Origin of the sequence: Pseudoalteromonas sp. 23_GOM-1509m (assembly GCF_000518425.1) — a bacterium.
Classification (GTDB): Bacteria; Pseudomonadota; Gammaproteobacteria; order Enterobacterales; family Alteromonadaceae; genus Pseudoalteromonas; species Pseudoalteromonas tetraodonis.
In genome coordinates this window covers 144,303-157,758 of sequence record NZ_KI912434.1, presented here as the reverse complement: position 1 = coordinate 157,758, position 13,456 = coordinate 144,303, and the positions used below count along the sequence as shown (strand labels likewise).

The following is a 13,456-nucleotide window of genomic DNA, read 5'->3' as shown; positions in this document are numbered from 1 at the left end:
GATTAATGAGCGACTACAAACATACTTTGAATTTACCGGAAACAATGTTTCCAATGCGTGGCAATTTGGCACAACGTGAACCAAAAATGCTTAAAGCATGGTATGAAGACGACCTGTATGGTCAAATTCGCAGCGCAAAGAAAGGTAAAAAAACTTTCATTTTGCATGACGGCCCTCCGTATGCAAACGGCGATATCCATTTAGGCCATTCAGTAAATAAAATATTAAAAGATATTATTGTTAAGTCTAAAACCTTATCAGACTTCGATGCGCCATACGTACCGGGTTGGGACTGCCATGGTTTACCAATCGAGTTAATGGTTGAGAAAAAAGTCGGTAAACCCGGTGTTAAGGTAACTGCTGCAGAATTTCGCGAAAAATGTCGTGCCTATGCTAAAAAGCAAGTGGAAGGCCAAAAAGTAGACTTTAAACGTTTAGGCGTTTTTGGTGATTGGGATAAGCCTTACCTAACCATGAACTTTGACTTTGAAGCCAATGCAATTCGTGTACTAGGTCGCATTATAAAAAATGGCCATCTACATAAAGGCGCAAAACCTGTGCATTGGTGTACAGATTGTGGCTCTGCATTAGCAGAAGCAGAAGTTGAATACCAAGATAAACAATCGCCAGCTATCGATGTACGTTTTACTTTTGCTGATCAAGACGCAGTAATAAATGCGTTTAACTTAGCTGATGGTCATCAAGGCACTGGCAGTGTAGGGACTGTTATTTGGACTACGACACCGTGGACTTTGCCAGCTAACCGTGCGGTTGCTGTGCATGCTAATTTAGAATACGCGCTAGTACAAGTAGACGATGAAGGTGCTCAGCAGCGTCTGATTTTAGGTTCTGAGCTTGTTAAAGATGCGATGGATCGTTTTGGCTTTAACCACTTCCATATCCTTGGCTATGTTAAAGGTGCAGCACTTGAAAACTTAAACGTTGCACACCCATTTTATGACTTTAACGTACCGGTTATTGTAGCTGAACACGTAACCACAGATTCTGGTACGGGTGTTGTACATACTGCACCTGGTCATGGTCAAGAAGATTTTGTGGCAGGCCTTGAGTATAATCTTGAAGTAGCTAACCCAGTTGGCGCAAACGGAGTGTACTTACCTGACACTGAATTATTTGCCGGTCAACATGTGTTTAAAGCCAATGCGAGTGTAATTGAGGTATTAAAAGAAAATAATGCCTTAATGCATCATCATGCATTAACTCATAGCTACCCACATTGTTGGCGCCATAAAACGCCTATTATCTTCCGTGCCACACCACAATGGTTTGTTAGCATGGATCAGGCTAACTTACGCAAAGATTCACTGGCTGAAATTAAAAATACTCAATGGTTACCTGAATGGGGCGAAAGCCGTATTGCCAACATGGTTGAAGGCCGCCCTGATTGGTGTATTTCGCGTCAACGTACGTGGGGTGTACCTATTGCATTGTTTGTTGATAAAGACACGGGTGCATTACACCCAAATACTCAAGAGCTGATTGAACAAGCTGCAGTACTTGTGGAAAAATCAGGTATTCAAGCATGGTATGACCTAGAGCCTGCTACTTTGCTAGGTGAAGAAGACGCTAAACAGTACATGAAAGTACAAGACACGCTAGATGTGTGGTTTGACTCAGGTGTGACTCATGCCTGTGTTGTTGATGCGCGTGAAGATTTAGTTGGTCCTGCAGATTTATACCTTGAAGGTTCTGATCAACACCGTGGTTGGTTTATGTCATCAATGATGACTTCAGTGGCAATTAATGGTCATGCACCATACAAGCAAGTGCTTACGCATGGCTTTACGGTTGATGAAAACGGCCGCAAAATGTCTAAGTCATTAGGCAATGTTATTTCGCCACAAAATGTGATGAATAAACTGGGCGCTGATATTTTACGTTTATGGGTAGCATCAACTGATTACACGGCAGAAATGACTGTATCCGATGAAATATTCAAACGTTCGGCAGATCGTTACCGTCGTATTCGTAACACCAGCCGTTACTTACTTGCTAACCTAAGTGGTTTTGATCCAAAAACGGATCAAGTTGCTGTTGATGATATGGTTGAGCTTGATAAGTGGATTGTAGGGCGCGCAGCACAGTTACAAGATGATATTTTAGCGGCTTACGATAGCTACCAAATGCTATTAGTAACGCAAAAGCTAATGAACTTCTGTACCGGTGAGCTTGGTTCGTTCTACTTAGACGTTATAAAAGACCGTCAGTACACGGCAAAAAGCGACAGCCATGCACGTCGTTCTTGTCAAACAGCGCTTTATCATATTGCTGAAGCAATGACGCGTTGGATGGCACCAATCATGAGCTTTACAGCGCAAGAAATTTGGGAAGCACTTCCAGGTGAGCGCAGTGACTACGTGTTTACTTCAACATGGTATGAGGGATTACAAGCACCAACAACGACCAAGTTTAGTAATGAAGACTGGCAAGCTATTTTAAATGTGCGTGACGAAGTGAACCGTCTGTTAGAAGCTGCACGTAAAGAAGAAGTGATTGGCGCAACATTACAAGCAACCGTAAACCTGTTTGCCAGCAAAGAGCTTGCAGCAAAACTTGCGGCGTTAGGCGATGAGCTACGTTTTGTGTTGTTAACCTCTGCGGTTAACGTTACCGAGGTAGATAGTCAACCTGCAGATTCACAAACTACTGAAATTGATGGTTTATACATTAGCGTATCAGCAACAGATGCTAAAAAGTGTGAGCGTTGTTGGCATTACAGTGAAGATGTAGGTGTTGAGCCTGCTCATCCCGAAATTTGTGGTCGTTGTGTAAGTAACGTTGACGGTGAAGGTGAAAAGCGTCAATTCGCTTAGGAGTTGTTTTTAGTGAGCAAACTAACCCAAAAAAGTGGTTTAGTGTGGCTTTGGTTGAGTCTATTACTGCTTGTAATAGACTTTGCCAGTAAAACACTGGTTGTAAACACCATGGCGTATGGTGAGTCAATTAATTTACTGCCTGTTTTTAGCATCACTTATGTACATAACTACGGTGCAGCCTATAGCTTTTTAAGCGAAGCGGGTGGCTGGCAGCGTTGGTTTTTAAGTGCAATAGCAATCGCGATTAGTTGTTTGTTGGTGTGGTGGTTAAAACGTCTTCCAGCGTCTAATAAAGTATTATGTGGTGCTTACTCGTTAGTTTTAGCCGGTGCTATTGGTAACTTGTACGACCGCATTGCTTATGGTTACGTTATTGATTTTTTACATGTGTTTTACGAAGACTCACATTTTCCCGTATTTAATATTGCAGACTGCGCTATTTGTATTGGTGCTGCATTATTACTATTTGACGCCTTTACCGGCGAAAATCCAAAGGAGCATAAAGCATGAGCCAAGCTGTAATTGGTGAAAACTCAGACGTTATTTTTCATTTTTCTATTAAACTAGAAGATGGCTCTGCCGCTGACTCAACGAAAGTGCATAACAAGCCTGCTAAGCTCACTATGGGTGATGGCAGCTTAACCGCTAATTTTGAAAAATGTTTACTTGGCCTAACGGCCGGTGAGAGCAAAACATTTGAACTTGAGCCGGAAGATGCCTTTGGTCAACCAAACCCAGATAATATTTATTATGTGGACCGTAGTAAGTTTGGTGTAGAAACGCCGGCTAAAGTAGGTGCTATTATTGCGTTTACTCAACCTGATGGCACCGAGCTTCCGGGTTTGGTGCGTGAAGTGCAAGGCGAGTCAGTTACTATCGATTTTAATCACCCATTAGCGGGCCAGCGCTTAACGTTTGAAGTTGATATTATTGAGGTGCAAGGTTAATGGAAATATTATTAGCTAATCCACGAGGCTTTTGCGCCGGTGTTGACCGCGCAATTAGCATTGTTGAGCGCGCTTTAGATATTTTTGAAAAACCAATCTATGTGCGCCATGAAGTGGTACACAATCGTTATGTGGTTGATGGCTTAAAAAATCGCGGCGCTGTGTTTGTTGAAGAGCTTGATCAGGTACCGGATGACAGTATTGTTATATTTAGTGCTCATGGTGTATCACAGGCTGTACGCAGTGAAGCAAAACGCCGTGAGCTTAAAGTATTTGATGCAACCTGCCCGTTAGTGACTAAAGTGCATATGGAAGTTACCCGTGCCAGCAGAAAAGGCATTGAATGCATTTTAATTGGTCACCATGGACACCCCGAGGTTGAGGGCACTATGGGTCAATACGACAATCAACAAGGTGGCATTTACCTAGTTGAAACCGTTGATGACGTGTTAAAGCTTGATGTTAAGAATGCAGATAACCTTTTTTATTGCAGCCAAACAACCTTATCGGTAGATGATACTGCGGATGTGATTGATGCCTTACGCAGCAAGTTTCCTGCTATTGATGGTCCGCGTAAAGATGATATTTGTTATGCAACTCAAAACCGTCAAGATGCAGTACGTGATTTAGCAGACAAAGTCGATGTGCTATTGGTTGTAGGCGCTAAAAATAGCTCTAACTCCAATCGTTTACGAGAACTAGCTGATAAAATGGGCACGCGTGCGTACTTAATTGATGATGCCAGCAATGTTGAAGCGTCATGGTTTGATGGTATCAATAGTGTGGGGGTTACCGCAGGCGCCTCAGCACCTGAAGTGCTAGTTCAGCAAGTGATCACCCGCTTAAAAGAGCTCGGTGGTAACCAAGTAACAGAAAATCCTGGTGAAGAAGAAAACATTGTTTTTGCTGTACCAGTAGAGCTGCGTTAATTTAGAGATAGTTCATAAAAGGAGGGTCGAATGGGTAAGCAACTGTCACCAGATGCACTACTTTTTTCGGCCCTTTTTAATGAGCGTGGTGTGCTTGCATCCCTCGTAGTGACACAAGTTGTGGCTATTATATTAGCTTTTGCTCCTAATGCTGGCGGTGACATATGGCTGCATTTGGGGGGGATCAGTTTGTTTCTTCATGTAACTGTGTTGGTCAGTACCTCTTTTTTATATCTTTGTCGTCGATTACTCGCAAAACAGACTCAGTTTATTCAGATCAGTTTTTTTATTGCTTCATATAGTCTCAGTACTGCTGTATTTAGTCTGGTGTTTTCTCATATTGCTTTTGATATTGAAAACGAAAAACAACTGACGTTTTTTGTGCTGCGTAATTGCATTATTGTATTTTTGCTTACCTTACTGTTTGTACAATTTTTGCTTATTCATTTTGAAAAAGAAAAGCAAACCAAAGCACTTTCTCGTGCAGAACTTGATGCTTTGCAGGCACGGATCCGACCTCACTTTTTATATAATAGTTTGAATACGGCGGCAGAATTAACGCATCATGACGTTGAGGCTGCAGAGCATGCAATTTTAGCACTGGCAGCGCTGTCTCAAGCTGCAATGCGTTCAGGTCAAAGTGTATTACTCAGTGATGAAATAACATTAACTAAACAGTATATTGCGCTTGAATCATGGCGATTTGCAGAGCGCTTAAAGGTTGAGTGGTTATTACCAGAACATCTCCCTGCGCTATATATTCCATATCTAACATTACAACCTTTGGTAGAGAACGCAGTATGTCATGGCATTGAGCCAAGCCAAAGTGGTGCTACTATAAGTATTGAACTGCATGTGACAACACATTATTTAACCTTAATTGTAACTAATCCTGTACCTACTGAAACTGAAAATACTAGAGAGCATAACGGTATGGCTCTTGATAATATTCGTTCTCGTTTAAGTATTTATTATAAAGGTCGGGCGCAACTGACAATAACTAATAAAGATAATCAATTTAGAGTCAAAGTGGTCATCCCAAAACAAGCAGAGAATACGTTATGAATGTACTGATTGTAGATGATGAACCCTTAGCAAGAGCACGCTTGAAGCGTTTACTTGCTGAGAACCATACATCCATTCATGTGCAAGGAGAGGCCGGTAATGGCAATGACGCTTTAACACAAATGAAAAAGCAGCAGCCTGACTTAGTGTTTTTAGATATTGATATGCCAGGCTTAAATGGCATCGAAGTGGCCAATCAACTCAATGATCTAGCGGTGCCACCGGCGATTATTTTTATAACCGCTCATCCTGAGCATGCACTTGATGCGATGCAGTTAAATGCAGCTGGATATTTGGTAAAACCTATATCAGAAAAAAGTTTGCAACATGCATTACAACAGCTAGGACGTTTAAACAGAGTACACCTGCAACAACAACAAACAGAAAAAATAACCTATCAATTAGCAGGCACCGTAAGAAGTATAAAAATAGAAAATGTTTTTTATTTTTATGCACAGGAAAAGTATACCAAAGTCGTGTTCGATGGTGGGGAGGCTCTAATTGAAGACAGTTTAAAGCAACTTGAAATGCAATATCCTCGTCACTTATTGCGAATTCATCGAAATACCTTAGTGAATAAAAATAAAATTTTGGCACTCCATACACTTAAAAACCATCAACATGTTATTGAACTCAAAGGGTGTTCACCTTTTCTAGCTGTTAGTCGTCGAGCGCTCAAAAGCGTAAAAAGCGTACTTTAGCACACCGACCTATTAACCGCTTATCAACATAATTAACCGTTGGTCGTGGTCCTAGTTGAATCTATTTTTTTATTGCATACACTTAGTATCAGATAATTATTATTTGGTTTTACTATGTCTTTGAGCACGTTTAAATTGCAAAAAGGTTTTACCCTTATTGAGGTCCTGATTGCGTTTATTATTCTTAGCTTTGGTTTATTGGGGGCTGTAGCCCTGCAAGCAAAAGCAAAACAAGCAAGCTTTGATTCAATGCAACGTGCTGCTGCTGTTGCGCTTGGTAATGATATTATCCAACGTATTCGGGCTAACGATACATCGCAACTAGCTACATTATACGACCTTGAGTTTACCAGCGAGACAAGTATTAATTCCTCTACAACCTGTTTTACAAGTTCATGCAGTAATGCACAAATTGCGAGTTTAGATATAGAGCAGTGGAAGCGTGCTATTCGTGCCCGCGAAAATACGGGATCACTTGATGGTGCCACCGTATGTATTAATCCAGAGTCAGTAGCAGGCTCTGGCGGTAAGGCGTTTAATATTGAGGTGATTGTTTCTTGGCAGGGTCGTCAAGAATTTAAGGCGAGTGAGGCAACAGGCAAAATTAGCTGTGGTGTAGCAGATAAAAGGCGCCGTTTAGTTGTACTTACTAGCTATATTTACGTTAGGAGCTAAGATGAAGCAAGCCGGTTTTACACTCATTGAAATGATGATCTCTTTATTTATAGGGGGATTAATTTTGGGTGGCGTAATGTTTACCTATATTGGTATGAAAGTAACGACCCGCGATACGATGACAATAGGTGAGCTGCAAGAGTCTGGTCGATTAGCCATTAATATTATGCAACGCGATATAGAACAAGTAGGCTTTTGGGGAACATTTTATGATGATTCGTTTACTGCAATAAATACATCATCATTAACAAATCCTACAGGTGATTGCTTTGAAGGTCTCAACAATGGCAGCTTTCCTGATTTAACCAGCAGCAGTAATTTTAAAACCCTTTATGCAAAAACAGCGGCAAGTTCAAGTGAACTTAATTGTGTTAATAACCCTTTAGCGGGTACTGATATTTTACAGGTTAAGTTTTTACAAGGTCACCAACTAGAAGTTGATGCCGCAGGTGTTAATGAAACGCAAAGTGATGAGAATTACTTTATTGCTGAGCAAGAAAATGCACGCTTTGTTCGAGGTGTTATCGACCCTGATAGTTTAAATGTTAATGCCAGTGTTTGGCCCTACAGCCATCATAGTTATTATATTGCTGAGCAAACTTATACAGTCAATAATAAAAGTATTACTGTACCCGCACTCATGCGAAAACGTTTAGTAGCTGGTTCTATGAATACAGAAACTATAATGGAAGGCGTGGAGAATATGCGTTTTGTGTTTGGTTTAGATACCACCACCGACAGTCGCGTGGATACCTATAAAAGCATTAATAACATGACAGCCACAGACTGGGAAAACCGCAAAGGTATTTTAACGGTACAAGTTTTTTTATTGATTAGAGCACTGCAACCTGACCCAGGTATTACAATCAAAAACCAAACCTATGTATTAGGGGAAGATGCTAATAAACGCACCCTTACTTTTTCAGATAACTTTAGACGTACTGTATTCACAACAACTATCCGTTTAAATAACGTGGGAGCAAATTTATGGCGTATTTAATCCCGATGAAAAATAAACAGCAAGGTGTGGTGCTTATCACTGCACTAATAATGGTCATAGCCGTTACAGGTATTGCAGTGACGTTAATGAGTAGCAGTAGTATAGATATTAAAATTACTAATTCAGCACAAGAGCGAGAAGTTGCCGAAAATGAACTTATCGGCGAAGTGCAGCGCATGATTGCCGATGAGGCGAGCAATGGTGCAACAAATCAATTTTTCTTAACGCCAGAGGAAGTAACTACCATGGCGTCTGGCAATGAAAAAGGCATGGTTATAGCCGAACATAATGATATGCAAAGTAGAATGATTAACTTAAATAAAGGCGTGCTTGATTTAGAATGTCCTCGTCGTTTTAGTTTTACAGCTGGGATCTCATGCAACATGGTACAAGTTTCAACAACTATTGAGTATGGCTCTAAAAGTAAGCACCAACTAACAATTGTGACAGGCGTAGCCCAAGAGATGGCTAGCCTAAGCAAGGGGATTTAAAATGAAACTGATACTAAATAAAGCACTCATTTCTTTAATAGGAATAATGCTTAGCATGTCAGCAGGCGCTGAAGATATAGAGCTGTATGTTAATCATAATGTACAAACCAATGAAAAGCCTCGCGTAATCATGATTTTTGATACATCGGGAAGTATGGCATGGGATGTAAATGATGGTGATGCCTGTTATAAAAGAAGCAGTAATAGTTATTACGAGGTTGATTGCTTTGAAAGTAAAGACAGTTATAAACGAAATGAGCAATGTTATAAAAGAACTAGTTACTACAATTATGAACCCACATGTAGTGATAGCCGCTTAAGAGTTGCGCAAAATGCTATCACCCAATTAGTGAACGATAACGATGATATTGAATTTGGTTTAATGCGCTTTAATGGTAGTAATGGTGGGTATGTTTTAGCCAGAGTAGGGGCTGAAAAGTCATTTTTACTAAATAAAGTAGAAGAGTTACCTGCAAGTGGTTCAACTCCATTAACAGAAACACTCTGGGAAGCCTACCTGTATATCACGGGACAAAACGTATATTACGGGGGAAATACTAATGAGCGAGATTTTACAGCAGAGTCATCAGGGATATATAAATCACCCTTTGCGCCTGTTACTGGCGAGCCACTTAGGTGTGATAACAGTATTAATATTATTTTAATGACAGACGGCGATCCAACCAACGATTCAAATAGAAATAATGATATATACAACCTTCATAATAGTTATTTCTCTGGTAATCCGCCTGCTGTTAGTAACAGCTATTTGGCGGCGCTAGCAAAAATTATTCACGGTACAGATGATGTAAAAGTTGACTTGTATAGCAAAACTAAGAACGTACTTGACATAGGACGTGTATTTCCTATCGGTTTTGGTACGGGTATGAGTGACTCAGGTAAAAACTTACTTACTGAGACTGCAGATTACGGTGGTGGGCAATACTTACATGCGAATACAGCTGCGCAACTATCTGATGCACTTAAAAATACGATTTCTCGTATTCGTGAAGTAAATGACAGTTTTTCATCGCCGTCAGTGGCGAGTAACAATGTAGATCAAACTCGAAGTCGTGATGCTATTTATTTTGCTATGTTTTATCCAGAAACCGGGGCGCGCTGGCGTGGTAACCTGAAAAAGTTAAAGGTATCGGGCAGCCAAATAGTCGATGCAACCAACAAACAAGCCCTTAATAGTGACGGTTTAATTTCAAAAGAGGCAAAAACATTTTGGTTACCTGCGGGCCAACCCGCTGATGGTAACGCGGTTGCGCAGGGGGGGGTAAACCATTATTTAAGCACCATAGATCCACTTGCTCGTAATTTATTTACGGAGAATCAAGGCTCGATTGTTAGTTTTGATACTTCGGCTGTTAGTGACATTCTCAGTGGCATTGTTAATAACCCGCTGACCTTATCCACTCAAGATGTTAATTGGGCAAGAGGAGTAGATGTTGATGATGAGGACAAAGATGGCTCATCACAAGACCAACGCGCTGATATATTTGGTGATCCTTTGCATTCAAAACCAATTGCAATTGATTATGGTAATGATGATATTCGCATCCTCATAGGGACAAATGCTGGCTTCTTACATATGTTTAAAGATGCCGGTGAGACTGTAAGTGAAAGTTGGGCATTTATACCTTCAGCACTGTTTGACATTATTAAACCACTTAGAAATAAACAAGCAGATAGTAAAGTATATGGTATGGATGGCCCTATCAGTGTCTACTTTAGTAATAAAAGCTTAAATAGTGAAGGTTTGAATGACGGTATTATAGATGCTAGCAAAGGAGACGAGGTATGGGCTTTTGCAGGAATGCGCCGTGGTGGTAAAAACTACTATGGTTTAGATATTACAAATCCTAATCAGCCAAAACGTCTTTGGAGCAAACCAATTGAAGGGGGTAAAGGCGACTTTACTGAATTGGCACAAACGTGGTCAAAGCCACAAATAGCTTATATTAAAGCTTTTGGTAATAAGCCTTTGCTTGTGTTTGGCGCGGGTTACGATACAAATAAAGATGCGGCAATAAGAGCAGAGGACTCAAAAGGGCGTGGTATTTATATTGTTGAGGCAAAAACAGGCAGCTTAGTTTGGGCGTTAACCCCAGACAGTAATGGCTTTAAAGGTAAACACAGTATTGCTGCTGATTTAACTACGCTTGATTCAGATTATGATGGCTACATTGATAGAATTTATGCCTCAGATACCGGTGGTAATATTTGGCGAATTGATATGCCTGGAGAAGATAGCAGTGAGTTTAGCCATTTCAAACTTGCAGAGCTAGGTAGTAATCAAGATACTCAAGATAGACGATTCTTTTATAAACCATTGGTTGCGCGTACTTTGTTTAGTAAAGTAACAGAGACCACGGTTAATGGTAATAAAGTCATTACTCGTTTAGATACTCCTTATGATGCAGTTGTTATTGGCAGCGGTAACCGTTCAAAACCAACGAATACAAACGAGCAAGATCAATTGTTTATGATCCGTGATGAGAATACTCTGACGCGTTCATTTAAAACTAATGCTCCTGCGCCAATTGTGCCTGCAGATTTAATGGTGATGAATAGTGACCCCTTTGGTAATACTTTAGATGACTTAGATGGTTTCACCCTTGTTGAAGCTGAACTGGCGAAAAAGAAAGGGTGGCGTTATGAGCTAGCGAAAGGTGAAAAGTCATTAGCTGCAGCTACCGTTGTTGGTGGGGTTGCTTATTTTACCTCTTTCACGCCAGCATCTGATGAAGTTGTAGAGAATCAATGTTCTTTAAGTGGCGGTGGCGGCGCACTTTATGCTTTTCATTTGCATTACGGTACTAAAGTGTATGAACAACTAAAATTTGCAACCAGTTATGATGTGCCAGATACACCACAGCTTTATTTTGGTGCGACTAATTCCTGTGCTGATTCTAACAATGATGGAAAATGTGATGATAATCCAGAGGAAGATGTTATCGAAGAGAGCCAGTTTTTTCTAATTGGCCCTGGGATCAAAGGGGAACAAGCTGAAAATCCACTTAAGCCAATAGAAATTACAGGACCTGGCTTAAAAGTGGTAGATGGTAAAATTAAGCTAGTGAATGATAAACAACCCATTGGCTTTGGTTTTAAAACGCAGCAAACATATATTTATAAGCGTGAAGAAAACGATGAGATCAACAATTAAGGGCTGTATATGAATAAGACACAACAAGGATTTACATTAATTGAGTTAATGATCACCGTTGCGATTGTTGGCATCATTGCCGCCATTGCAGTGCCTAATTACAGTGAATATATAAAAAGGGCATCACGCGCAGAAGCCGCTTCTGCACTTTTAGATGCCGCAAACAAGCAAGAGCAATACTTTGTGGATAACCGAGCATATTCAACTTCGTTTAGCGACTTAGGTATTCAAAGTAAAACTGAAAACGGTCATTTTGAGTTAACAATTAATGTGGTTAATAGCAATGAGTTTACAATCACTGCGAAACCCATTGCTGGTGCTGTGAAAGGGGATGCTGATTGCACGTCATTAACCATTAATGACGTTGGCTTAAAAGGAGCAACGGGTAGTAAAGGCAATACCGACATCAACTATTGCTGGGGTAGATAACATTAGTTATTTTTGGCATTTGTTGGTAGATTTTATTCGTATTCGCCCAGTTTGACTTATTGACAGAGCAAGCCCCTCAAGGCTTGCTTTTTCGTTATTTGGGCAATAGATAAAAGTACCGTTTTGAAAGCCGTTTAAAGAGCCGTCGGGTCTAAAAGTGATGGCATCCCGAGGATACTCTAAGCTATCAGAGGGATGGGTATGTTCAAAGGTACTAATAAGGCGCTCGTCATCATCCAAAGAGGTTGACTTGTCGTTATCAATAAAAAGTGACACCTGATTGTCCCAATCATCTTCTAAACACTCATTATTTTTCAATGCACATAGAGTGACGTAGCTATTATTTTCTATTGCATAAAGACGTGCATAATTAATGTTTCTGTGTAATAGATTAATCTGGTTATCTGCGCGATTGAGCGCCAAGAAATCAGGAAAAAACCATAAAGAGAGTTGGCTTAGTATCGCTATAACTGAAATGGTTACTAGTAATTCTAATAATGTAACGCCACCATTTTTGTGAACACTTATAATTAACTTCATCCCTGAAGCCTTTCATTGAACAGTCCATTATATTAGTTTAGTAAACAATCAAAAAAACGGCAAAGTAAGAAATGGCTTTTAACCACAGCTCTCTGTGGTATCCCCTAAATAAAAAGCGGTGCCTGATTGCGTTAATGTTAACGCTTTTTGGTTTTTGTTGTCGCCGTTAGGACAAAATATGAAGTTCCCAGGATTTGTAGTTATACGTCCGCTGGTATTAAATCGTATACGGGTATCTGTAAATGAAACGCGATCATTAGGACTAATTTCCTCCATGACTCTGATCAAGCTATCTGTTTCATTATTATATTGGCCATTATTATTAGCATCTATAAAGGTAATAATTATTTGATCAACATCCCATTTACTTGAGCAAGTTAGGGTTTTATCATCACTTTTTACTTTTGTACCTGGAGCAGCGCACACAATTACGATCTCATCGGTACTAGCCGCTTGTGAGCGTGCAAAGCTAATATTACGTTTAAGTTCTAATAAAAAATTTTCACCTCGGTTTTCTTCCAGCATATCGCTACTGTTCCACAACGCAATAGTGGCTATAATGCCAACAATGGCCACGGTGACCATTAACTCTAATAAGGTAAATCCACGGTGCTTAGTTTTCATATAAATCTCATTAACTCGGTGATGTTTTAGTATAGTTATTTTT

The 13,456-nt window shown here is 40.2% G+C and carries 13 protein-coding genes; 11 read left to right on the top strand and 2 right to left on the bottom strand.

The window, feature by feature from the left end; translation table 11 throughout:
- Positions 1 to 5 precede the first annotated feature (5 nt).
- From ileS to N523_RS0116260, 11 genes are all read left to right on the top strand, one after another.
- A complete protein-coding gene (gene ileS / locus N523_RS0116310; RefSeq protein WP_028835390.1) occupies positions 6 to 2,834 on the top strand; it encodes an isoleucine--tRNA ligase in 2,829 nt (942 codons plus the stop codon).
- A 12-nt stretch (positions 2,835 to 2,846) separates the two neighbouring features.
- Positions 2,847 to 3,347 (top strand): signal peptidase II, encoded by a 501-nt coding sequence (gene lspA / locus N523_RS0116305; protein ID WP_013464471.1) that lies wholly within the window; start codon positions 2,847 to 2,849, stop codon positions 3,345 to 3,347.
- Positions 3,344 to 3,784: an FKBP-type peptidyl-prolyl cis-trans isomerase gene (gene fkpB, locus N523_RS0116300; RefSeq protein WP_013464472.1), complete on the top strand. Its 441-nt coding sequence runs from the start codon at positions 3,344 to 3,346 to the stop codon at positions 3,782 to 3,784. Before lspA ends, fkpB begins: the two co-directional genes overlap by 4 nt.
- On the top strand, positions 3,784 to 4,713 hold the full coding sequence (gene ispH / locus N523_RS0116295) for a 4-hydroxy-3-methylbut-2-enyl diphosphate reductase (protein WP_013464473.1): 930 nt from the start codon (positions 3,784 to 3,786) through the stop codon (positions 4,711 to 4,713). The genes fkpB and ispH overlap by 1 nt, the downstream gene beginning before the upstream one ends.
- A gap of 30 nt (positions 4,714 to 4,743) precedes the next feature.
- Positions 4,744 to 5,778 carry a sensor histidine kinase gene (locus tag N523_RS0116290; protein WP_028835389.1) on the top strand — a complete coding sequence of 345 codons (1,035 nt, stop codon included), beginning with the start codon at positions 4,744 to 4,746 and terminating at the stop codon, positions 5,776 to 5,778.
- Positions 5,775 to 6,479 (top strand): LytR/AlgR family response regulator transcription factor, encoded by a 705-nt coding sequence (locus tag N523_RS0116285; protein WP_028835388.1) that lies wholly within the window; start codon positions 5,775 to 5,777, stop codon positions 6,477 to 6,479. Before N523_RS0116290 ends, N523_RS0116285 begins: the two co-directional genes overlap by 4 nt.
- Before the next feature lie 114 nt (positions 6,480 to 6,593).
- On the top strand, positions 6,594 to 7,154 hold the full coding sequence (pilV, locus tag N523_RS0116280) for a type IV pilus modification protein PilV (protein ID WP_024602830.1): 561 nt from the start codon (positions 6,594 to 6,596) through the stop codon (positions 7,152 to 7,154).
- A gap of 1 nt (position 7,155) precedes the next feature.
- Entirely contained in the window at positions 7,156 to 8,154 is a 999-nt protein-coding gene (locus tag N523_RS0116275; RefSeq protein ID WP_028835387.1) for a PilW family protein, read from the top strand.
- Positions 8,142 to 8,645, top strand: a complete 504-nt coding sequence (locus tag N523_RS0116270) for a hypothetical protein (protein WP_016899436.1) — start codon at positions 8,142 to 8,144, stop codon at positions 8,643 to 8,645. The genes N523_RS0116275 and N523_RS0116270 overlap by 13 nt, the downstream gene beginning before the upstream one ends.
- 1 nt (position 8,646) lies before the next feature.
- Entirely contained in the window at positions 8,647 to 11,820 is a 3,174-nt protein-coding gene (locus N523_RS0116265; RefSeq protein WP_028835386.1) for a pilus assembly protein, read from the top strand.
- Between the two features lie 9 nt (positions 11,821 to 11,829).
- Positions 11,830 to 12,249, top strand: coding sequence for a type IV pilin protein (locus tag N523_RS0116260; protein ID WP_013464480.1), 420 nt, complete (start codon positions 11,830 to 11,832; stop codon positions 12,247 to 12,249).
- A gap of 6 nt (positions 12,250 to 12,255) precedes the next feature.
- Here N523_RS0116260 and N523_RS0116255 read toward each other — a convergent pair whose 3' ends face one another.
- On the bottom strand, positions 12,256 to 12,789 hold the full coding sequence (locus tag N523_RS0116255; protein ID WP_028835385.1) for a GspH/FimT family pseudopilin: 534 nt from the start codon (positions 12,787 to 12,789) through the stop codon (positions 12,256 to 12,258).
- A 78-nt stretch (positions 12,790 to 12,867) separates the two neighbouring features.
- Positions 12,868 to 13,413, bottom strand: a complete 546-nt coding sequence (locus N523_RS0116250; RefSeq protein WP_013464482.1) for a GspH/FimT family pseudopilin — start codon at positions 13,411 to 13,413, stop codon at positions 12,868 to 12,870.
- Positions 13,414 to 13,456: the final 43 nt, after the last annotated feature.

Coding starts and splice junctions, on each gene's coding strand:
- N523_RS0116260 (WP_013464480.1), top strand. CDS start 11,830: ATGAATAAGACACAACAAGGATTTACATTAATTGAGTTAATGATCACC.
- N523_RS0116250 (WP_013464482.1), bottom strand. CDS start 13,413: ATGAAAACTAAGCACCGTGGATTTACCTTATTAGAGTTAATGGTCACC.
- N523_RS0116285 (WP_028835388.1), top strand. CDS start 5,775: ATGAATGTACTGATTGTAGATGATGAACCCTTAGCAAGAGCACGCTTG.
- ileS (WP_028835390.1), top strand. CDS start 6: ATGAGCGACTACAAACATACTTTGAATTTACCGGAAACAATGTTTCCA.
- N523_RS0116255 (WP_028835385.1), bottom strand. CDS start 12,789: ATGAAGTTAATTATAAGTGTTCACAAAAATGGTGGCGTTACATTATTA.
- N523_RS0116275 (WP_028835387.1), top strand. CDS start 7,156: ATGAAGCAAGCCGGTTTTACACTCATTGAAATGATGATCTCTTTATTT.
- fkpB (WP_013464472.1), top strand. CDS start 3,344: ATGAGCCAAGCTGTAATTGGTGAAAACTCAGACGTTATTTTTCATTTT.
- ispH (WP_013464473.1), top strand. CDS start 3,784: ATGGAAATATTATTAGCTAATCCACGAGGCTTTTGCGCCGGTGTTGAC.
- N523_RS0116290 (WP_028835389.1), top strand. CDS start 4,744: ATGGGTAAGCAACTGTCACCAGATGCACTACTTTTTTCGGCCCTTTTT.
- N523_RS0116265 (WP_028835386.1), top strand. CDS start 8,647: ATGAAACTGATACTAAATAAAGCACTCATTTCTTTAATAGGAATAATG.
- pilV (WP_024602830.1), top strand. CDS start 6,594: ATGTCTTTGAGCACGTTTAAATTGCAAAAAGGTTTTACCCTTATTGAG.
- N523_RS0116270 (WP_016899436.1), top strand. CDS start 8,142: ATGGCGTATTTAATCCCGATGAAAAATAAACAGCAAGGTGTGGTGCTT.